Source organism: Thermicanus aegyptius DSM 12793 (assembly GCF_000510645.1).
GTDB lineage: Bacteria > Bacillota > Bacilli > Thermicanales > Thermicanaceae > Thermicanus > Thermicanus aegyptius.
Genome location: NZ_KI783301.1, coordinates 1,052,129 through 1,074,140 on the forward strand (window position 1 = coordinate 1,052,129; position 22,012 = coordinate 1,074,140).

Genomic DNA, 22,012 nt, shown 5'->3' on the forward strand with positions numbered 1-22,012 from the left:
GCATGGAGTCACCGCCCGCCCGGTGGGTAAACGTGGTTACAGGTTAAGAGAATTACAGGTTTGGAGAAATTGATTTAGGACATGAAATTTCATTGTTTTTCACCGAAATAGGACTTTACAAAATTGAAAACGTTTTATATGATAGAACCAGATAACTAAAACGCTTTCGAACAAGAGGAATTGCCATGATTACGATCTACGACATTGCCAAGCGATCCGGGTACTCGATCACAACCGTTTCTAAAGCGTTGAACGGTTATACCGACATCAGCGAAAAAACAAGGAGGAAGATTCAGAAGTTAGCCGAAGAAATGGGATATCGTCCCAATTCTGCTGCGAGAAGTCTATCGATGAAGCGCTCTTGGATGATCGGCGTTTTCTTTCAAGATCATGTGAACTCCGGTTTGTTGCATCCTTTTTTTATTGAAGTGATCGAAAGCTTTAAAAAAGAGGTGGGGAAAAAGGGATACGACCTGCTCTTTTTTGCGAATCAGCTGGGAGAAAAGGAAATCAGCTATGTGGACCATTCAGAGCATCGCAATGTCGATGGAGTGATCATTTTAGGCCTTAGCCGCAATGATCCGTTTTTATCCGAACTGGTCCAGAGTGAAATTCCCTGCGTCTCCGTCGATTTAGATCTGGTGGGCAAACATGTGGGATACATTACTTCAGATAATATCGAGGGAGCTTTCCAGGCCATGGAATATCTCTATTCACTGGGACATCGGAAAATTGCGCACATATCCGGCATCTTGGAAACACTCGCCGGTCAACAAAGATATATTGGTTATCAGCGAGCGATTGAGAAGTTGGGATTGGTTTATCGCAGCGATTACATTGTGGATGGAAATTATACGGTGGAAGGCGGAGAAAAAGCGATGAAAAAATTGCTTTCATTACATGAGCCTCCAACCGCGGTCTTTGCAGCGGGTGATTTGATGGCGATCGGGGCGATCAAAGCGGCCAAAGAAGCGGGGCTTCGCATACCCGAGGATCTGTCGGTGGTCGGATTTGACAACATCTCTTTTAGTCAATACATCTCCCCTCCCTTGACGACGGTTCACCAACAAAAGGATCTTTTAGGGATAAAGGCTGCGGAAGCTTTGTTAAATCTGATTGAGGAAAAAGATACGGTCCCTTCCATCCTTACGATTAAGACACAGCTGATGATTCGTGAATCCTGTGCCCCTCCGGCAAAACCATAAAAACGGCGGTCTTTTCACGCTCCTTCTCGTTTACGTACGATCTAAAGCGTTTTCGTTCTTACCAATCCCATAGATTCTGATCTTCATAGAAAGAATCGTTGCGGGAGGTGGTCCTTTTCCTTGGATGGGTAACGATGAAAGCGTTTTAAATTGAAAGGTGGTGATGTGCCTACGGGTGAAGATGTAGAAAATGGTACAGGTGGATAGGGGTCAAAGGATGTGGCATGGGGAAAAATCGAGTTACGTCTGACATGAACAGGAGGTATAAGGATGATAGGGAGAAAAAAAGGGATTGCAGTTCTTATGACGTTGGTCCTGATCGCATTTGCTGCGCTTGCCGGATGCTCATCCGGTAACGGGACGAATTCAAGTTCCCCCGGGATGGGTCAAGGATCGCAGGAGAATCAGGGTTCATCCGGCACGCAGCAGCAGAAGGAACCTGTTACGCTTGAAGCCTGGATTATGCCGAACAGTCCTCAACCCGATAAGGACTTCTTGGCCGTCTTAAAACCTTTCCTTGATCAAAACCCTAATATTCAGGTGAAAGTGACGGTCCTCGATTGGGGTTCTGCCTGGTCGAAGATCACCACGGCTGCGACGAGCGGTCAAGGGCCGGATATTTTACAACTGGGAACGACCTGGGTTCCCGCGATTGCCGCCATGGGAGCTCTGGCGCCGCTCACTGACCAGATGAATGAACTGGGTGGCGCGGAAAGTTACTATCCTGCTACATGGAACACCACCCATATCGCAGGGGATAATACCATATACGCGGCGCCTTGGTTCGTCGACGCACGCGCGCTTTATTATCGGACAGATGTTTTTGAAAAAGCCGGATTAAATGCAACAGATGTATTCAAAGATTGGAATTCCTTTAAAGAAGCCTTGAAAAAAGTAAATGGGATGGAGATTGAAGGGAAAAAAATTTCTGCATTCGGATTCCCGGGGAAAAACGACTGGAACGTGGCTCATAACATCTTCCCCTGGATCTGGGCGGCCGGAGGCAACGTCTTAAACGAGGATAATACGGAAGCGATCATCAATTCTAAAGAAGCTTTGGACGGCATTATGTTCTATACCGGTTTAGCGGCGGAAGGTCTCGTCTCAAAAACGACGCTTGAACAGAATACTTCACAGGTGGAAGCCAATTATGCCAACGGGGATTACGCGGTGATGATCAGCGGACCATGGATCCTAAAGCAGTTTACCACACCGAAGGATCAAGGTGGACAGAAAGAATCGATCGCAGCGAGCCGATCGGCGGTTCATCCGCTTCCTGCCGGTCCAAACGGAGTCTTCACCTTCTTTGGCGGAAGTGATCTTACCATCTTTAAAAATACGAAGCATTTTGCCGAGGCATGGGCGGTAGTGAAGTATTTATCCGGTAAGGATGCACAATTGGCGTACGCCCAGGCATCGGGACAACTCCCTGCCGTGAAGGAGGTCATGAATAGTCCGGATATTACGAGCGATCCCAACATGGCCCAATTCGTACAGGCGGCTCAAACCAGTCGGAGTTACCCCTCTATTCCACAATGGGGCCCCATTGAAAATGTATTGGTGAAGCATTTTGGAATTATGTGGGATATCGTGGCGGGTGTAGGCGGAAAGCCATACAATCGTGAATCGATTCAGGCCGAGATGGATGCAGCGAAGCAAGAAATCGATGCCCTTTTGCATCAATAGGGGAACTTTCTCCGCGATGAGTGGATCAACCTAAAGCCAGTTTGATGGATCATAGGGAGAGGTCTAGCCGAAATCCTAGACCTCTCCCATTAGGAGGAATTCAAATGAGTATGCCTGAAAGGAAAATCACGCCAGGTGTTCAGTCCAGGCCTCCTTTACCATTAACCTTACGAAATTGGTGGGAAAATCGTAGTTTTCCATATCTGTTAATTCTGCCGGCAACTATCTTTATGTTATTAATCCATTTTATTCCTATGATTCAAGGAATATGGATGAGCTTTTTAAATTTAAGCCAATTTACGCTGAATAAATTTTTAAGTGCACCTTTTGTCGGATTGAGGAACTATGCCGTTCTGCTTTTTGATCCTAAAAATCCGGTCCGTGCCGGGCTCGCCTATGCGATTCGGAACACGGCCATTTATGCCGTCGTGGTGACGGTAAGCGTGATGGTGATCGGAATGTTGGTCGCCCTCTTGCTCAACAGGGATTTCCCGGGGCGGGGAATTGCCAGAACGGCGATGCTTTTGCCTTGGATCGTCCCCTCTTATGTGGTGGGGATTTTGTGGGGGTTTATGTGGCAGAAAGATAATGGGATTATAAACCATCTATTGGTTGATGTACTTCACCTTACGGCAGATAAACCTTTTTGGCTGATGGGGCCTAATACGTTATGGGCCATTATCATCCCGACGATTTGGAGAAGTTGGCCGTTTCTGATGATTATTTTCTTAGCCGGACTGCAAACGATACCGGAAGAGATGTATGAAGCGGCGGCGATTGACGGTGCCTCCCCATGGCAACGTTTTTGGATGATCACACTTCCTATCCTTAAACCCATTATCGTGGTGCAATTGATGTTCCAAATCATTAATAATGTCTACTCATATAACATCGTGGCCATGATGTTTGGAAATGGGGCCGGATATCCGGGGGAATGGGGAGATCTTCTGATGACGCTTCTTACCCGGCAAACCTTCTCCTATTGGCTGTTTGGGGTCGGATCCGCCGCTTCATTTTTGTTGATGACCGTGATGTTGATTTTTGTCGGAATCTGGTATCGAGTGTTCCGTGAGGAGATGATGACGGAATGACAGGAAGAGGAAGAAGAGGATCGAGTCGGAACATCATCTTGAATACGATTACTTGGGTCATCGTCTTGCTCATGATCTTCCCCATCTATTGGATGATCATCACTTCGTTAAAAACAAATGATGAGGTGGTTCGCGGCGATACCCGGATGTTTACGTTTATCCCGCAGTTTCAAAATTACGTGGAACTTTGGCAAACGATTAATTTTTTCGGGTATTTTAAAAACAGTTTAATCATCAGCGGGCTGGCAACGGTCTTTGCCACTCTTTTTGCCATGTTTGCCGGATATGCATTGGCTCGGTTCCGTTTTAGAGGCAGTGGGATCTTCAGCATGGGGATCACCGCAACACAGATGATTCCGGGAATGATGTTCTTACTTCCCATCTACCTTCTTTATCTAAAGGTGAATGAATGGTTCGGAATCCCGATGATCAATACCTTCTGGGGGATGGTCATCATCTATACCGCCTTCTACACGCCCATGAGCATCTGGATTATGCGCAGTTTCTTCGTCAGTATTCCCCGTGAATTGGAGGATGCGGCACGGATCGACGGATGTTCCCCATTTATGGCCTTCGTTCGTGTCATCATGCCGCTTAGTCTCCCTGGGGTGATTGCGACAGCTACATTTGCCTTCCTGGCGGCTTGGGATGAGCTTCTCTTTGCCTGGGTCTTGACAACCACGCCGGATGTACAGACCATTCCGGTAGGGATCCGCCTTTATGTGGGGCAATATCAGAATCGCTTTGACTTGTTGATGGCGGCGGCAACGGTAACCACGATCCCCGTGATGATCGCTTTCTTTGCCACGCAACGTTATTTCATCCGCGGAATGACTGCCGGAGCCGTAAAAGGATAAGATTTCCATATACCAACGTTCATCATGGTTCGATTGCATGTAAACAAGGAAATGAACATAAAGGAGATGGCTTAAAGATGAATTTTCCGCAGGATTTTGTTTGGGGAGTTGCTACATCTTCCTATCAAATAGAAGGAGCGACCCGTGAAGATGGAAGAGGGGAATCAATTTGGGACCGATTTTCCCACACGCCCGGGAAGGTGATGGGGATGGAAAATGGAGATGTGGCATGTGATCATTATCATCGGTATGAGGAAGATATTGCGCTTTTAAAACAGATCGGAGTGGATAGTTATCGTTTCTCCATCGCATGGCCGCGGCTTTTTCCCACCGGTGAAGGTGAACTGAACGGGAAAGGTCTTGATTTTTATAAACGACTGATTGAGAAATTACTACAGAATGGCATTCAGCCTCTGGTTACCCTCTACCATTGGGATCTTCCGCAAAAGCTGCAGGATAAAGGAGGATGGGTCAATCGGGATACGGCATATCGTTTTCAGGAATATGCGGCCACTGTTTTCCGTCATCTGGGGGATTTGGTGACCATGTGGACAACCCATAATGAACCGTGGTGTGCTTCCTTTTTAGGATATGGTAAGGGAGAACATGCCCCCGGAATTCAAGATCATTATGCGGCGGTTCAAGCATCCCACCATCTTCTCCTGTCTCACGGTCTTGCCGTTCAAGCCTTTCGCGAAAGCGGGAAGAATGGGAGAATCGGCATCACCTTAAACCTTTCGGCCGCATATCCGGCTACCGATGACGAAGAGGATCAAAAGGCTGCGCGAATTTGGGACGGTTATTTCAATCGGTGGTTCCTTGATCCGGTGTTAAAAGGGGAATATCCGCAGGATATGGTGGAACTCTACTCCCGGTATCAACCCCTAGACTTCATCTTCGATGGAGACCTTGAGACGATTTCCGTTCCCATCGACTTTTTGGGGATCAATTATTACAGCCGAAGCGTTCTGACTGCGGAAGACCCGGATCCGATCCTCGGAGTGGGTCATCAGAAGCCGGTCCTGCCCACGACAGATATGGGATGGGAGGTCTATCCCGAGGGCTTATATGATTTACTGACGCGGATCAAACGAGAATATAAACCGATCGATCTCTACATCACGGAGAATGGAGCGGCCTATCCCGATGAGCTTAAGGATGGGGAGGTGGAGGATTGGGACAGAGTGGATTATCTGAAAGCTCATTTCGAGGCGGCGGAAAGGGCGATCCGCGAGGGCGTCCCCCTGAAAGGGTATTATGTCTGGTCTTTGATGGACAATTTTGAATGGGCTTATGGCTACTCGAAACGGTTTGGAATTGTATACGTAGATTTTCGGACCCAAGAACGGACGTTGAAAAAAAGCGGCAAATGGTTCGCCTCCTTTTTGGCGAACCGGAAGCGATCGATTGACGGGGTTTATGAATGATTGATGAAGATCAAAAAGATGATCCTCCCGATATAGAAGGGTCATAAGATTAACGATAAGGAGGATGGGGTTGTGAGCCGTAAATTACTATGGATAACAACCTCGATCATATTGGTGACAGGAGTATTGGCGATGATCATAAACCGTCATCCATATGTAAGTCCAGAAAATAGGACAGGTGAAAAAAGATTGAACCAGGAAGCTTCGATATCCTCTATAGGTGATTTCGTCAAGGTCGATCAAACCGGGTATTTGCCGGAATACCCGAAAATTGCCATTGTAGTGGATCGAGAAGGGGTAGGCTCTTTTGTAGTTAAACGAGAAGAGACGGATGAGATCGTTTTTAGCGGAACTTTAAGCGCTGCGATTCAGGATCTCTATTCCGGGGATACCGTTCGTTTTGCAGATTTTAGCTCTTTGCGAAGCGACGGAACCTATTATGTGGAAGTGGAGGGGGTTGGAAGATCTTATCCTTTTCAAATCTCGGCCCATGTGTACGACAACCTCTTTTTCAATGTGCTTCGTTCCTATACTTTACAGCGCTCCAATGCCGAGATGAACGATCCGGTAACCGGTCTTCGCCACAAAGCCGGACATTCTCAAGACGCTCAAGCCGTGATGTATTTTTCCGATCCGTTTCACAAAGAAGGGGATCTTATCGACGTTTCCGGCGGTTGGTATGATGCCGGAGATTTCGGCAAGTATATGCCATCGGCCTCCGTCACCGTAGGACAGCTTCTTTTAGCCTATGAACTGAATCCTGATCATTTCAGCAAGGGGCAGATGCAATTTCCGGAAGGGCTCTCCATGGCGGACCGGAAGACGGATATGCCGGACTTGCTGGTAGAAGTGAAGTATGAGCTCGAATGGATGGAAAAGATGCAAAGGCCGGACGGTGCCGTATATCATAAAGTTGGCGGGAAACAGTGGCCTGGATTCATCCTGCCCGAAGAAGATAAACAGAAGCGGTACGTATATGGCTTATCCCATTTCGGCACCGCTCAATATGCAGGAGCAATGGCTTTGGCGGCTAGAATCTATCGGCCTTTTGACCGGGAAATTGCAGCGCGGCTGCTTGAGAATGCCAAGAAGGCGCAGGAATATTTGGAATCCCATCCGGAAGGATATTTTCGCAATGATCCGGGGCAAAATGATGGCTCCGGACCGTACGACAAATACTCCGATCAGGAAGAGCGTTTCTGGGCGGCGGCAGAGCTGTTCAAAACAACGAAAGATCCACATTATGAACAATTGATTGAGAAACAGTTTAAGGATTTATTGGCAGAAAAAACGGCTCCCGTCAGTTGGAATAATGCGCTGGCTTTGGGCCAATGGGCTTATCTTACCGGCGAAACAGGAAATGCGGCATTAAAGGATGCGGTAAAAAAAAGTTTCCTACGTGAGGCGGCTCAAATTTTGCAGCAGATCCAGTCGGACGGTTATCGGAATTCCTTAACGGAGGACGAATATGTGTGGGCTTCGGCCAAAACGTTATTGGAAAGGAAACCTATTGTTGCTCGCCAATCGAATTCAACCGAATCGGGCCTATGTCGAGGCTGCGCTTGACCAATTGCACAACGTACTGGGAAGAAGCGCCACAGGGTATAGTTATGTTACCGGGGCGGGTACACGATTTCCTAAACATCCTCACGACCGCATTCAGGCAAGCACAGGGGTGATGATCCCGGGACTTGTTGTCGGCGGCCCCAATAAACAGGGAGGAGATCCTGAAATCGACGCCATCAAGTCGACGACGCCGCCGGCCAAAAGCTATTTGGATGTCCAGGCTTCTTATTCAAGTAACGAATACGCCATTGACTACAATGCTCCGCTCGTCTTTTTATTATCCTTCTTTGCTCGATAACCCATGAAAAGTTGAAGCCTTCATGTCCAAAGACTCATTTTGCCTTTTTGTCTCTCCGGTAATGATTCATATCTCCCTTTTCCTTCCCTCGAATCTTTTCACAATGTACAATAGAAGTAAGTGAAAAAGATGGCTGCATCGCAATCGTCGTGTGGGAGGCAAAGAATGATGAAACATCCGGAAAGTTTTGAACCGGCCTTTAATCGAAGTGGAATGGTGGCGGAACGGGTTAGGAAGCTGAGGAAGTTAATGGAGCAAAAGAAAGTGGATGGGATTCTACTGAGGAGGCGGAGGAATTTCTCCTGGCTTACGGTAGGGGGAGACAATCATATTTTGCAAACGAGTGAATGGGGAGTCGTCGATCTCCTCATCTTTACCGATCGTCTAATCGGCCTTACGACCAAGATGGAAGAGAAGCCTTTCAGCTGAACACCCCCCCCCCCCCNGGCGCGAAGGTAAGGGATATTTTCAACGCTGGAATCAGGGCATATGAAAAAGCTGGTTATCCGGATGATTGGCGCTATTTGCATCAGGGAGGTGCAACAGGCTATGCTTCACGGGAGTATTTTGCCACCCCTGCCTCCGAAGAGGTGGTACATCTCCATCAAGCCTTTGCTTGGAATCCGGCGATCCTGGGGCTCAAGTCCGAAGATACGATCCTCGTGGGAGAGAAGGAGAATGAAGTTCTTACCCATACCGGAAGTTGGGTGTATCTGGAGATGGAGCAGGATGGTAAAAGATATCTCCGACCTGATATTCTCGTACGCTCCCATCCGTAAAATCGAGCAAACGATGAAATTGCAGATCCAGAGGGTAGGACAAAAACGTTCGGGAATATGGGAGTAAAGAGAGAAAAAGGGAAGACAGCATTTGCTGCCTTCCCTTTTCCTCTCTCTTCTTCCACTTAGGCAAGAAAAAGAAGTTTGGGCGTTTACCGCCCTCAGGTTAAGGAGTCGATTTTATAACGGACAGAATTTTCTGGAGGATAACCTGTTCCGGAACCGCCCCTTCCTGTTCCTCTGCTCCATCGTTAATGACCGTCTTCGGAACACCATAAACGCTATAATGGTTGGATAGTTCGGGAAACTCTGTTGCTTCAACCATATCGGCACGAATATTGGGGTTTGCCATTGCCATGAAATGTGCGACGCGGACCGCGCGCGGGCAATAGGGTCAGGTAGGGGTTACAAATACCTGAAGGTGTACTTTTTGGGTAATCTCTTTCAGTGTTGTGATGGTTTTCTCGGCCAGCACGATGGTATTGTTGCCGAGATCGATAATATCTTCAATCAATGTGGTAAATTCATACCCCGAAGGAATTCCATAAAAACGAACACCTGTATCGGTTCCGTCTTCTTTTACAAAGAGGGTCGCGGGGAACTTATCTACCTCATAGTGATTGACGAGTTCCTTTTCTTCCTCGCCGTTGATCACCTCTACTTTTAGTTTATCCGTCAGCTCAGAGAGTTCTTCTAGGATCTGTCGGGTGGCCTCCCCATACTCCTGATTTTCTGAGTTGCTGAAGAAGAATCGTATGTAGGAAGTGCCCGTCATCTTGGAGAACATGTCCCGAATGGTTCCCTTGTCTTTCTCCGCTATAATCCCCATGGTTCACCTTCCTTTCGGACGAATGATTCATTTGTTTACTCGATGATATTCTTTATGGTCTTCAAAAACAAGTCCGTTATTCATGTATATTTTCCATCTTCACGATTGGGAAGAGAGAAAATTGAGGCCGATTGATACATTAGATTGCGACTGAGAGAAGAATTCATTAATCGCAAGGGAGGCGGCCCCTCTAACCGCAGAATAAATGGATAAGGAGGAGAAACGAATTTGGGCGTCCTTGCGGTGATAGGGAAGTGCCCTGCTTTCCACAACCCGTCTCATAGGGTTAGAAATCCATTTTTCAGCCATCGTCATTCGGTTGCCGATAAGAATGAGATCAGGGTTAAAAGTATTCATAATGTTGGCGATCCCAACCCCGATATATTCACCGATTTCACTAAATAAGGTGATTGCTTCCGGGCTTCCTTGATCGGCCGCTTGTACGACGGTTTCCAGATCCAATTTGCTCAAGTTTAATCGCTTTGCTTCTTCAAGGAGCGCCTGTTCGGAAGCGTACATTTCCCAACAACCCCGATTACCGCAGCTGCATTTCCTTCCGTTCATTTCAATCACCGAATGGCCGATCTCTCCAGAATAACCGGATGTTCCGCGGAACAACTCGTTATTCAGGATGATGCCTACCCCAATGCCGATACCGATACTGACGTAGATTAAGTTAGAAATATCCCGTCCGGCTCCATAGCGCTTTTCTCCTAAAGCACCGGTGTTTGCTTCGTTATCAATGGTGACCGGAACATGAAACTCTTCGTATAAAATGCTCTTCAGGTCCGTCTCCTTCCAATTCAGATTGGGAGCAAAAAGGATAATGCCTTTCTCATCGACGATTCCAGGTACTCCCACCCCAATACCGATAATGCCGTACGGGCTGTTAGGCGCATGTTCGATTATTTTTGTGATCGAGGATTTAAGGAGGATGAGAATCTCTTGAAAAGAGAGATTGGAATAGGGAATGAACTCTTCCTGAACAACTGTTCCGTTTAAGTCTGTCAGCACCGTTAGTATGTAATTAACTCCCAGGTCAACTCCGACCGCAAAGCCTGCGCTTTGGTTGAACAGGAGCATTATCGGTCTTCTTCCCCCGCTTGATTTTCCCAGTCCTATTTCATATACCAGTTTTTCTTCCATTAATTCATTGACGAGAGAAGAGACCGTCCCTTTATTGAGTCCGGATACTTCCGAAATTTGCGCTCTGGAGAGGGGCGATTTTGAGCGAATCAGATCGAGGACAATGGACTTATTGATTTTCTTGACAAGATATTGATCTCCTGTGTTCTTTACCATTTTGCTCACCGCTTTGTTTATTTGATCTACTATCTAATTTTTCATCCTTCCTATTATCCCATACCTTGATCAAATGGGCAAGCTTGAGCAAGCTTGTTAACGCCTTGATATGAGGAATACTTCGCGTTCTTAGAGAGCGTTGGCAGCCGTATAATTCCACCTGTTCTTTTGGACTTCGATCAGGTGAAAAAATAGCATTTAAAAACATAGTTTAATCGATAGACAAAGAATATGAGAAATGATATGATGATAGCGGATACAATAATCTGAATATTAAAGGGGGAAGAATGGATGAAGGCGAAGCTGGTCGTTTTATTCATGATTTTATCGATGCTCCTCTTTGTTCTTAGTGCTTGCGGACAGGATACGGCTCCTACGGCCAACGATGGAAGCGCTAGCACCAACGGGCAAGATCAAGGGCAATCAACCAACAAGGATACTGAGACGAAAAAAATCAAGATCGGTATGTCTATTGATGACCTTCGCCTAGAGCGTTGGCAACATGATCGGGATTTCTTCGTACAGCGTGCAAAAGAGTTAGGGGCTGATGTCATTGTTCAATCTGCCAACGGAGATGATGCGCAACAATTGGCACAAGTGGAGAATATGCTTTCACAAGGTGTAGATGTAATGGTTATTATTCCCCATAGCTCGGATGCCATGGCAGCTGCGGTAGATGCGGCAAAAAAGGAAGGTGTTCCTGTATTGGCGTATGACCGCTTGATCAATAATTCGGACGTTGATGTCTATGTATCGTTCGATAATGTGCGTGTTGGGGAGATGCAGGCCGAGTATCTTGTCAAACAAGTACCGAAAGGAAACTACTTCCTTTTGGGTGGATCTCCCACCGACAACAACGCAAAACTTTTCCGTCAAGGGCAGATGAATATTCTTCAACCCTATATAGACCGTGGAGATATTAAGATTGTAGGGGATCAATGGGCAAAGGATTGGCAAGCTGATGCTGCACTTCAAATTATGGAAAATGCGTTGACGGCGAATAACAATAAGATCGATGCAGTGGTTGCCTCTAATGACAGCACAGCGGGTGGAGCGATCCAAGCATTGGCTGCGCAAGGATTGGCAGGGAAAGTAGTCATTTCAGGACAGGATGCTGACTTGGCAGCCTGCCAGCGGATTGTGGAGGGGACACAGTCCATGACGGTTTATAAACCCATTAAATTACTTGCTACCACCTCCGCAGAAGTTGCAATAGATTTGGCGAATGGCAAACCAATCAAAACCCAAGGAAAAATTAACAATGGAAAGATTGATGTTCCCGCCGTTCTCCTCACCCCCATTCAAGTGGATAAACAGAACATGATGGATACGATAATCAAAGACGGCTTCCATCCTTTTGAAGAAGTATACAAGAATGTACCTGAAGATCAACGTCCCAAAAAATAGTATAAGAGGGAGTCTCTTCTCCCTCGCTTCTCAATTCCTTGAGGTGATCTCATGAATGCGTTAGAGATGATCGGAATCACCAAAGAATTTCCCGGCGTGCGTGCCCTGGATCAAGTTACCCTCTCCGTGAAGAAGGGAGAAATCCATGCACTTTGTGGTGAAAATGGTGCGGGAAAATCTACGTTGATGAAAGTATTAAGCGGAGTTTACCCTACAGGAACGTATGAGGGGATCATACGTATCAATGGGCAAGAGATGTATTTTCGGGATATCAAAGAGTCGGAAAAAGCCGGTATCGCCATAATCTATCAAGAACTGACGTTGGTAAAAGAAATGACCGTTGCCGAAAATATCTTCTTAGGCAACGAGCCGTTAAGACGGGGAATTATTGATACGGAGAGATTATATGAAGAAGCAAAGAAATGGTTAGATCAAATCCATCTTGATATTCCTGTGGATATAAAAGTAAGTAAGTTGGGAATTGGTCAACAGCAGATGGTAGAAATTGCGAAGGCACTTTCGAAAAAAAGTGAGATTATCATTTTGGATGAACCCACAGCAGCGTTGACGGAAAGTGAAGTTAAGATTCTGATGAATTTGCTACGTCTTTTAAAATCCAAAGGGAAAACATGTATTTATATCTCCCACAAACTAAATGAAGTGATGTCAATTGCTGATAGGGTTACGGTTTTAAGAGACGGAAAAACAGTGGGAACGGATTCGATCCAAAATCTGACGGAGGAACAAATCATCTCCTTAATGGTGGGGAGGGAAATCTCTGATTTATTTCCGTACGAGGAGCATGAAATCGGGGATGTTGTCCTTGAGGTGAAGAACTACAGCGCCTATGATCCACGCCAAAAGAAGAAAATAATCGATCAGGTCTCATTTAACGTGAGAGAAGGTGAGATCCTCGGCATAGCTGGGCTGATGGGAGCAGGAAGGACTGAGCTTTTTGCAAGTTTATTTGGTGTATATAAGGTCACCAAAGAAGGTGAAGTATTCCTAAGAGGAAAAAAAATACGTATTCGAGAACCAAGGGATGCGATTGAGCTAGGGATTGTCTATGCCTCTGAAGATCGAAAACAATATGGTTTAATTATGAACATGAATATCATGAAAAACTCCACCTTAGCTGCTCTTGATCGGGTGATGAAAAGGGGGATCATCGACGAGTCTGAGGAAGTAAAAATTTCGGGCTTTTATATGCGCCAAATGCTCTTAAAAGCAACCAATTTAGAGATGAAAGTAAGCAAGTTAAGTGGCGGAAACCAGCAAAAGGTTGTTTTGGGGAAGTGGTTGATGACCAATCCTAAAGTCTTAATCCTTGATGAACCGACACGGGGTATAGATGTGGGAGCCAAATATGAAATTTATAAACTGATTAACGAATTGGTGAAAGAAAGGGTTGCCGTGGTTATGATATCCTCTGAACTTCCTGAAATCATAGGAATGTCGGATCGTATTCTAGTCCTATCTGGAGGTAGGATCATTAATGAATTTAGGCGTGGTGAAGCGACACAGGAAAAAATAATGGCCAGCGCGACCGGGAGGAAATAGTCATGGAGACAAAAAAAACTTTTCATTTTGATATCCGCGCCTATTCAATGTTCGTTGCATTGATCTTGATCGCGATAATCTTCAGTATCTATACAGATGGCGCCTTTCTATCATCTCGCAATCTCTCCAATCTATTCAGACAGATGTCTGTCACTTCCATCCTGGCGATTGGCATGACTCTTGTCATTGTAGCGGGTCATATTGATTTGTCGGTGGGCTCGATTGTAGGTCTCACTGGCGGGATTGCTGCTATTTTGCAAGTTTGGTATGGTTGGGATACAGTTTGGGTTATTTTAGCGGCTTTAGTCGTTGGTTTATTACTTGGTTTATGGCAAGGTTGGTGGGTTGCTTATTTGGGAGTTCCATCTTTCATCGTCACGCTGGGTGGAATGATGGTCTTCCGGGGCATTCTCATCGGAGTAAGCAAAGGGGAAACCATCGCTCCTTTGCATGAAGACTTTATCCAGATCGGTCAAAGTTACCTCCCCTATGCATGGGGATACCTGCTCCTTATTCTCTTTATCGTTGTCCTCTTTTTAAACACCTATCATCGGAGGAAAAAGAGAAAGAAATATGGCCTCAGCCTAAACCAAGGTTATATCGATTATGGGAAAACAATTTTCTATAGTTTGCTCGCTACCTTGTTCGTCTACATGATGAACCGCTATCTGGGTATTCCTACCCCTATCATGATTGTTCTGCTTCTCGCTATTCTCTTCACTTTTATTGCAAATCGTACCGGGTTTGGTCGCCATCTGTACGCAATTGGGGGAAACCCTGAGGCAGCTCGTTATTCGGGAATCAACATTAGACGTCACCTGCTCCTTATCTTCACCATAATGGGACTCCTGGCAGGGATCGCTGGCGTAGTTTTAACAGGTCGTCTTAATGCTGCAACGGTAGGAGCAGGGCAGATGTATGAGTTAGATGCGATTGCGGCGGCTGTCATCGGGGGGAGTAGTCTCATGGGTGGCGTTGGCACCATCGTAGGTTCCATAACTGGAGCTCTCGTGATGGTAAGCCTTGACAACGGTATGAGCATGATGAATATCCAACCTTTCTGGCAATATATCGTGAAAGGATTAATTTTGATCTTAGCTGTCTTCCTGGATATATTGAGTAAGAAAAAGATTGAATAAGTCTTCGTGGTATGTGTATTAAGTTCAGACGAATTAATAATCCATGGGAAGATAGGAGAAGCAATGAGCTATCTACTACCATATTCCTCAAGGAGCTTTGCAGTCAGATCATACGATCCTATCTCATTTTGAAGGAAAAGGTAGAACGGTTTAACAAAGATCCTGAGATTCAAGGGTTGATCAGCGAGATTAAGGACCAAGAGATGATTTTGCCCGGTTTTACCTTTACGGGATACCTTGGTGGCATCCGTGGGATTAAAGTAGGAGAAACTGGATCGGCTCACCATGGAAATTGTGCTCGGCGTCCGCTAAAATGAAATCTTCTCAAAAGAATGCAAAAGGTAGAGAAAGCCTCATTTCTCTACCTTTTTTCATCTTTTTTTTACTTTCGTGTGATAATGTAAATAAAAAAGGGGATGTTGAGAGGGGGAAATAAAGGATGAACATCCTTTTAGCGGAGGATGATCTCGCCTTGGGTGAACTGATCACACACTTGTTGAAGAAAAAGGGGGATTTTCACGTCGATTGGGTTACTCAAGGAAAAGATGCTTATGAATATGCGATAAACTCTTACTACGACGTGATCGTTCTGGATTGGATGATGCCCGAGTTAAGCGGTGTGGATGTTTGCCGGAACCTAAGAAAAGGAGGGTATTCCAGGGCGATCTTGATGCTAACGGCCAAAGATGCCGTGTCGGACCGTGTGACGGGACTTGATGCGGGCGCCGACGATTATCTTGTGAAGCCCTTTGAATTTGACGAACTCCTTGCCCGTCTCCGTGCCCTTTTACGGCGCAACTATGCCCCGATCCTTGAGGAGAGAGTGGCGATAAAAGATCTTGTGCTAAATCGGACCAACTATACGGTTCAACAGGGAGAGAAGGAAATCCAACTTACCCCCCGCGAGTTTCAATTGTTTGATTTGTTAGTCCAGAACAAAGGTAGGGTCTTAACCCGTGACCTGATCTTAGACCGGGTTTGGGGGTATGAAAAAGATGTCTCCCCGAAAATCGTGGACGCCACGGTAAAATTGATCCGAAAGAAACTGGAATTTTTCAGGAAAGAAGAGGTTATACAAAGTATTCGCGGGGTGGGATACAAAATTGAAGATTAATCGATTCACGAAAATCCGACAGCAGTGGGCTACGAAGATCCGACAGCAGTGGGCCACCGATCTCTTTAAGCGGACACAGATCCGCCTTACGATGCTCTATAGCGGATTTATCATTCTTTTTCTCATTTTATTTACCCTGATAATTTATACCGTCTTCTCGGTGACCATCTCTCAACGGGAGGAACAACAAATTAAGAGATTGGCGATTCAGGAAGAAAATATCGTTAAAGGATATTTGGCGAAATATGGCCGCCTGAACCCCTTTATTCCGGTCAATAGAGACATCATTGTCATTGGCGAGGACCAATTCTTTTATTATTTTATAGACCCGGTGGGCCGTCTTGTTTTTGGTAATGAGGTGGTTCATCCGTTTCGCAACGATCTAATCAATGTGATTCAGGGGTGGATGCCGCAGGACCAGCAGGTTCGTTCCTTCAGTATAAAAATTCCGCCTGATCTGATGAATGGATTGCCGCCACAGCCGGAAAACCCCGGGGACATCAGGCTTCTTGTCGCTGCTCAACCAGTTTTTTTTGGAGACATGTTTGTAGGGACTTTATATGTGGGAAAAAATATAACGAAAAATATTGATTTGTTCCGTTCTCTCTTCTTTATCCTGGTTATATTGGCCGTATTGTTTTCCGGAGTAGCCATTTACCTTAGCCATCTCATGTCTAAGAGAGCCATGATCCCTGTGGTGAACGCATATATGAAGCAACGACAGTTTACGGCAGATGCCTCCCATGAGTTGCGGACACCCTTAAGCGTTCTCCTTACTTCGATTAATGCGCTGGAGATGGAAAAAGAAATGAATGAGGAGGGGGATTTCTCCCGCAAACTGCTCACCAATATGAAGGAAGAAGTGAAACGTATGGCAAAATTGGTGGGCGATCTGCTCACCTTGGCCCGTTCCGATTCGGAACAGGCAGAGATATTATGGGAGAATTTTGACTATCAGCCTATCGCCGCAAAAATCATAGAGTCGATGAAACCGCTGGCCGATTCAAAGGGAATCGTTCTTACCTTACATGCTCCTTCACCGATGGTTGTTTACGGCGATCTGGAACGGTTAAAACAGCTGCTCTATCTCCTGCTGGATAACGCGATCAAATACACCCCCCAGGCCGGCACGGTAGATGTAACCCTTTCCATAGAAGATCAGGAGCGCCATCCAACGTTTCATCTTCAGGTGAAGGATACGGGAATCGGAATCAGTCCGGAGGATCTAGAAAAAATCTTTGACCGGTTTTATCGGGTGGATAAAGCCCGAACCAGGCAAACGGGCGGGTATGGATTAGGACTTTCCATCGCGAAATGGATCGTTGAGGCCCACAAAGGAACGATTCAAGCAGATAGCAAAGTGGGTGAAGGGAGTACGTTCACGGTTAAAATTCCCCAGCAGCCTCGGAAATGAATCGCTTCTTTTCCCCCAACTTTCCTTTACGGCTTTTTGTATACGTTTTTTTGGATGTCCTGTTTTTTCACCTAATTTTTACCGAACTCGTTTAAAATGAAAGGGTCATCGGATTCAAGATGAATTCATTCCGTTCTCCTAAAAAGTTTACTTGAGAAGAGAGAGGAGTAAACGAATTGATGAAAAAGTGGATTTTTATTGTGCTGGCTGTCCTCATTGCCGGTGCAGGGATCTTCGTCTATTTTCTGCAGAAAGGAAAACAGCCCGTGGCCGCCCAAAGGATCACGGCTCCGGTGCAAAGGGGAAATCTTACCATTCAGGTTAGTGGCACCGGATCGGTCACCCCTGTGAATAAGGAAAGTGTAACAGCCACAGAAACGGGGGTGGTGAATGAGGTATTGTTTCAAGAAGGAGACAAGGTGGAAAAGGGGCAAGTTCTGGTAACATTTAAAGGGAGTGATCTGAGCGATCAGATACAGCAAGAAGAGTTCAATCTGCAACAACTTAACACCCAATTGCAGAACGCTCAGAAAAAAATGAATGATCAAAAGGAGAAATCGACCGTCACATCTCCCGCCGATGGGAACCTGATTTCTCTTAACGTGAATGTCGGAGATGAAGTGCAGGCCAATTCGGTCCTGGGCACGGTCCAAAGGGTAAATACCTCCACCATTACCGTCCCATTCAACCAAGCTCAAGTCGCCGATGTGAAAGTAGGGCAAAAAGCAGAGGTCTTTATCCTTGATAACTTTGAAACCGTCGAAGGAACGGTGAAAGAGGTGGACACGCTGGGCAGGACGACGGAAAGCGGCGTCAATTATTATGATGTAACGGTTGAAGTGGAGCAAAAAATGGATTCAAGTTTTTCCGCCCAGGTTTCTGTCGTAACGCCAAAGGGAAAAGTTCAAGCTTTGGAAAAAGGAACCTTTAAACCGGCGGAGATTTTCGAAATCAAGGCGAAAACATCAGGAACCGTGAGCAAGATCTTGGTATCGAAACAGGCGTATGTTCGGACGGGGCAGGCTGTCGTTCTCCTTGAGACCGACATCGACACGAGCAATATCGATCAATTGAATAACCAAATCTTACAAGCCAAAGAAAGAATTAAATCTTATCAAGAGCAGCAAGCGGCTCCCTCGCCGATTCTTGCCCCCCTATCCGGCGAGATCCTGACGCGGGATGTGGAACCTGGCGCCGAGGTCAAAGCGGGGCAGGCTGTAGCCGAAATCGCCAATTATCAGGACTATCAGATGGTGATTGCCGTTGACGAATTAGATATTTCCAAGGTAAAAGTGGGGCAAATCGCGGATGTTACCTTGAACGCTCTCCCCGATCAAAAGTTGAAGGGGGAGGTGACAAAAATAGCGGAAGAGGGAACCGTGAATAACGGAGTGGCCACTTTCGATGTGACCATTCTCCTCCAGGAATCGAAAGGAATACGTTCAGGGATGACGGGGGAAGCGGTGATAACCGTTCAAGAAAAACAGAATGTATTATACGTGCCGATCGAAGCGGTTCAAAAAAGAGGGAACCAATATATGGTATTGACTGCATCAAGAAATGCCGGGAGTACCGGAGAAAATATTCAAATGAAACAGGTTGAAGTAGGAATTTCCAATGAGGATTACATTGAAATCACCAATGGACTGAGTGAAGGGGATGAGGTGATCTTGCCTACCGTGACCACCAACCGGTCTCAACAATTGAACCGTTTCCCAGGCGGTTTTCCAGGAGGAATGGGAGGATTCCAGGGAGGAGGAACCCGGGGAGGATTTAGAAACTCAACGGGGGGTGGTAACCGATGACCTCAGGTGCCGGTCCGCTCATTCTCATCGAGAAATTGAGTAAATGGTACAAATTAGGTGGTGAGACGGTAAAGGCGTTGGATGAAGTCTCTCTCACCATCGACCGGGGAGAGTTTTTGGCCATCATCGGTCCCTCTGGTTCCGGCAAATCTACCTTGATGAATGTCATCGGATGCTTGGATCTGCCCACAAGCGGAACTTATTTGCTGGATGGCGAGGATATCGGGAAGCTAAAGGACCATCAGTTGGCAACGATCCGGAACGAAAAAATCGGTTTTATTTTCCAGGGATTTAATTTGTTGGCGAGGCTTACGGCCCTAGAAAACGTGGAATTGCCGCTGGTTTATCGGGGAATCTCGGCCAAAGAACGGCGCGCCGTCGCCTATGATTCCTTGGAAAAAGTGGGATTAAAAGACCGGGCCCATCACAAACCGAGTCAATTATCCGGAGGACAGCAACAACGGGTGGCGATTGCCAGGGCGCTGGCCGGTCAACCGCAAATTCTCCTGGCAGACGAGCCCACCGGTGCCCTTGATTCGAAAACTGGCCAGGAAGTGATTCAGATCCTAAAAAGCTTAAATCAGGCGGGGCATACCGTTGTTCTGATTACCCATGATCTGACGATTGCCAAACAGGCGAAGCGTATCGTGCGAATCCAAGATGGCCGTCTGATGGCTGAAGGAGGGGAGACCCTTTGAGTTACGGTCAAGCCATAAAAATCGCTTTAAAAAATATTTATGGAAATAAGTTTCGCTCATTTTTAACCATGTTGGGCATCATTATCGGTGTGGCGGCCGTGATCGCTTTAGTATCGATTGGCCAAGGAACAACCAAGAATGTGACGGACCAGATCCAAGGGTTGGGTTCCAACCTGATCAGCGTAAACATCGTTGGAAGGGGGAGCCAAACGACGTTAAAGTATGATGAAGCCATGAAATTCGCGAATCTATCGGATGTAAAAGGCGTCTCCCCCGTGATCACGGGAAATGTGACGGCCAAAAACGGGCTGAAGAGTGTTGATGTAAACCTCGAAGGAACCAATCCGGATTATGAAAACATCCGCCAAACCCATGTCCGGAGCGGAAGGTTTCTCATGCCCCTCGATCTGGAAAACAGGAATAAGGTTGCCCTTCTCGGATCCAATACGGCAAATGAGCTGTTTGGATTTGCGGATCCCATAGGGCAGTCTATACAAATCAACGGCATTCGCTTTAAGGTGGTCGGCGTATTGGAACAAAAAGGAAGTTCGATCGGCGGCTCCAACGACGACAAGATCATCATTCCGATCAGTACCGCCGAACGGCTTCTCGCAAGCCCCGGGGTCCGCACCATTTACGTGGAGGCCGATTCCCCAGATCATGTCCAACGGGCGATGTGGAGAATCGAGGGGGAGCTGGCGAAAAAATTTAAGGGTAACGAGGATAGTTACAATGTGTTCAGCCAACAGGACATGTTGCAGACGGTAAGTTCCGTCTCGTCAACCATGACGTTAATGTTGGGGGGCATCGCGGGGATCTCTCTGCTCGTAGGCGGCATCGGGATCATGAACATCATGCTGGTTTCCGTGACCGAACGAACGAGAGAGATCGGCATCCGGAAAGCGATCGGCGCGAAAAAGCGGGACATTCTGCTCCAGTTTCTGATAGAGGCCGTCGTCCTTAGTCTCATCGGCGGGTTGATCGGCGTCGGAATCGGGGTAGGCATCGCCCTATTGCTTTCGAATGTGTTTCGTATGACCGTCGCCCTTTCCCTTCAGGTGATCCTGATCGCCCTTGGATTCTCCGTTGGGGTTGGAGTTCTCTTTGGCATATTGCCGGCCAACAGGGCGGCTAAGTTAAACCCCATCGATGCCCTTCGTTTTGAATAGGGTTGATGGCCCGCTTATGATATCGATAGAAGGAGAGATAAAACCATATGTTTAGGAAGTTTCGGCAAGCCCATTTATGGATTGGGTTGATATCCTCTATACTATTGTTTATCGAAGCCGGTACCGGATTGTTGCTCACGGAACCATGGCTGTTGGGACAACCTTCAGGAGAACGTTTCGAGTTTCGCGATCAAGTCCCTTTGGACCAAATGAGGAGTCAAACCGGAATCCAGGAAGGAACTCAGAATGGAGCACAAAACCCTTCCGGTACCATCCATAACAATAGCAGTAGCCGGAGTGAGAGGTTTCGTTATCCAGACGGAACGATGGGGGGAAGGTTCGGGAACTCCTTGCTGGCAATTGTTCGTGGCATACATTCAGGTCGTATCGGAAACGTAGACATTCGTTGGCTGATCGACTTATCCGCCGTCAGCATCCTGTTCCTCACCGCCACAGGGATTTACTTATCGATAAAAACCTTACGAGCCCGGAGAAAAGTGTTTTCGAATAAAGAAGTGAGCGGCTCGTAGGGAGAGGTAGCCGCAGCGAGAATGTTTTCTTCAAACGAGCGGTTGGCATTTGCCATCCGCTTTTTTCCGTAAAAGGCCAACAAAGTTCATTCTATCAACTCTATGAAGTGAATAAGATGAAGGAGATGATGTGCAG

Annotated in this window: 20 protein-coding genes and 1 pseudogene; 18 read left to right on the plus strand and 3 right to left on the minus strand. The window is 46.6% G+C overall.

Annotated features, from left to right (window positions below):
• Window positions 1-185: 185 nt before the first annotated feature.
• The 9 genes from THEAE_RS0105675 (at window position 186) to THEAE_RS20070 (ending at window position 8,909) form a co-directional block, all read left to right on the plus strand.
• Entirely contained in the window at window positions 186-1,205 is a 1,020-nt protein-coding gene (locus tag THEAE_RS0105675) for a LacI family DNA-binding transcriptional regulator (protein WP_028986788.1), read from the plus strand.
• 270 nt (window positions 1,206-1,475) lie between these two features.
• The gene (locus THEAE_RS0105680) at window positions 1,476-2,891 is read left to right on the plus strand and encodes a sugar ABC transporter substrate-binding protein (protein ID WP_028986789.1); all 1,416 of its coding nucleotides are present in this window, start codon (window positions 1,476-1,478) and stop codon (window positions 2,889-2,891) included.
• 104 nt (window positions 2,892-2,995) lie between these two features.
• Window positions 2,996-3,982, plus strand: a complete 987-nt coding sequence (locus tag THEAE_RS0105685) for a carbohydrate ABC transporter permease (protein ID WP_028986790.1) — start codon at window positions 2,996-2,998, stop codon at window positions 3,980-3,982.
• Window positions 3,979-4,839, plus strand: a complete 861-nt coding sequence (locus THEAE_RS0105690; protein WP_028986791.1) for a carbohydrate ABC transporter permease — start codon at window positions 3,979-3,981, stop codon at window positions 4,837-4,839. The genes THEAE_RS0105685 and THEAE_RS0105690 overlap by 4 nt, the downstream gene beginning before the upstream one ends.
• 77 nt (window positions 4,840-4,916) lie before the next feature.
• A complete protein-coding gene (locus tag THEAE_RS0105695; protein WP_028986792.1) occupies window positions 4,917-6,266 on the plus strand; it encodes a GH1 family beta-glucosidase in 1,350 nt (449 codons plus the stop codon).
• A 72-nt stretch (window positions 6,267-6,338) separates the two neighbouring features.
• The gene (locus tag THEAE_RS20065) at window positions 6,339-7,832 is read left to right on the plus strand and encodes a glycoside hydrolase family 9 protein (RefSeq protein WP_051430675.1); all 1,494 of its coding nucleotides are present in this window, start codon (window positions 6,339-6,341) and stop codon (window positions 7,830-7,832) included.
• A complete protein-coding gene (locus THEAE_RS23670; RefSeq protein WP_211233475.1) occupies window positions 7,780-8,130 on the plus strand; it encodes a glycoside hydrolase family 9 protein in 351 nt (116 codons plus the stop codon). The genes THEAE_RS20065 and THEAE_RS23670 overlap by 53 nt, the downstream gene beginning before the upstream one ends.
• Before the next feature lie 168 nt (window positions 8,131-8,298).
• Window positions 8,299-8,559, plus strand: a complete 261-nt coding sequence (locus tag THEAE_RS21910) for an aminopeptidase P family N-terminal domain-containing protein (protein ID WP_156920556.1) — start codon at window positions 8,299-8,301, stop codon at window positions 8,557-8,559.
• 95 nt (window positions 8,560-8,654) lie between these two features.
• Window positions 8,655-8,909 (plus strand): hypothetical protein, encoded by a 255-nt coding sequence (locus THEAE_RS20070; protein WP_005588476.1) that lies wholly within the window; start codon window positions 8,655-8,657, stop codon window positions 8,907-8,909.
• 166 nt (window positions 8,910-9,075) lie between these two features.
• Here the strand turns inward: THEAE_RS20070 and THEAE_RS23360 are convergent.
• From THEAE_RS23360 to THEAE_RS0105720, 3 genes and pseudogenes are all read right to left on the minus strand, one after another.
• Window positions 9,076-9,291: pseudogene (locus THEAE_RS23360) on the minus strand (thioredoxin family protein); the annotation flags it as partial.
• 12 nt (window positions 9,292-9,303) lie between these two features.
• On the minus strand, window positions 9,304-9,738 hold the full coding sequence (locus THEAE_RS20075) for a hypothetical protein (RefSeq protein WP_211233477.1): 435 nt from the start codon (window positions 9,736-9,738) through the stop codon (window positions 9,304-9,306).
• Window positions 9,739-9,837: 99 nt separating this feature from the next.
• On the minus strand, window positions 9,838-11,040 hold the full coding sequence (locus tag THEAE_RS0105720; protein WP_028986793.1) for an ROK family transcriptional regulator: 1,203 nt from the start codon (window positions 11,038-11,040) through the stop codon (window positions 9,838-9,840).
• A 291-nt stretch (window positions 11,041-11,331) separates the two neighbouring features.
• On the opposite strand from THEAE_RS0105720, the gene xylF reads away from it, so the two are divergent.
• The 9 genes from xylF (at window position 11,332) to THEAE_RS0105770 (ending at window position 21,876) form a co-directional block, all read left to right on the plus strand.
• The gene (gene xylF / locus THEAE_RS0105725; protein WP_028986794.1) at window positions 11,332-12,447 is read left to right on the plus strand and encodes a D-xylose ABC transporter substrate-binding protein; all 1,116 of its coding nucleotides are present in this window, start codon (window positions 11,332-11,334) and stop codon (window positions 12,445-12,447) included.
• Between the two features lie 51 nt (window positions 12,448-12,498).
• Window positions 12,499-14,007 (plus strand): xylose ABC transporter ATP-binding protein, encoded by a 1,509-nt coding sequence (locus tag THEAE_RS0105730; RefSeq protein ID WP_028986795.1) that lies wholly within the window; start codon window positions 12,499-12,501, stop codon window positions 14,005-14,007.
• Window positions 14,008-14,009: 2 nt separating this feature from the next.
• Window positions 14,010-15,146: a sugar ABC transporter permease gene (locus THEAE_RS0105735; protein WP_039944291.1), complete on the plus strand. Its 1,137-nt coding sequence runs from the start codon at window positions 14,010-14,012 to the stop codon at window positions 15,144-15,146.
• 439 nt (window positions 15,147-15,585) lie between these two features.
• Complete coding sequence (locus tag THEAE_RS0105745) at window positions 15,586-16,260, plus strand: response regulator transcription factor (protein WP_005588486.1); 675 nt, start codon at window positions 15,586-15,588, stop codon at window positions 16,258-16,260.
• Entirely contained in the window at window positions 16,250-17,674 is a 1,425-nt protein-coding gene (locus tag THEAE_RS0105750; RefSeq protein ID WP_039944293.1) for a sensor histidine kinase, read from the plus strand. The genes THEAE_RS0105745 and THEAE_RS0105750 overlap by 11 nt, the downstream gene beginning before the upstream one ends.
• Before the next feature lie 179 nt (window positions 17,675-17,853).
• Entirely contained in the window at window positions 17,854-19,479 is a 1,626-nt protein-coding gene (locus tag THEAE_RS0105755; protein WP_028986799.1) for an efflux RND transporter periplasmic adaptor subunit, read from the plus strand.
• Window positions 19,476-20,177 carry an ABC transporter ATP-binding protein gene (locus tag THEAE_RS0105760; RefSeq protein WP_028986800.1) on the plus strand — a complete coding sequence of 234 codons (702 nt, stop codon included), beginning with the start codon at window positions 19,476-19,478 and terminating at the stop codon, window positions 20,175-20,177. Before THEAE_RS0105755 ends, THEAE_RS0105760 begins: the two co-directional genes overlap by 4 nt.
• A complete protein-coding gene (locus tag THEAE_RS0105765) occupies window positions 20,174-21,346 on the plus strand; it encodes an ABC transporter permease (RefSeq protein WP_028986801.1) in 1,173 nt (390 codons plus the stop codon). Before THEAE_RS0105760 ends, THEAE_RS0105765 begins: the two co-directional genes overlap by 4 nt.
• Before the next feature lie 47 nt (window positions 21,347-21,393).
• The gene (locus THEAE_RS0105770; RefSeq protein ID WP_028986802.1) at window positions 21,394-21,876 is read left to right on the plus strand and encodes a PepSY-associated TM helix domain-containing protein; all 483 of its coding nucleotides are present in this window, start codon (window positions 21,394-21,396) and stop codon (window positions 21,874-21,876) included.
• Window positions 21,877-22,012 lie beyond the last annotated feature (136 nt).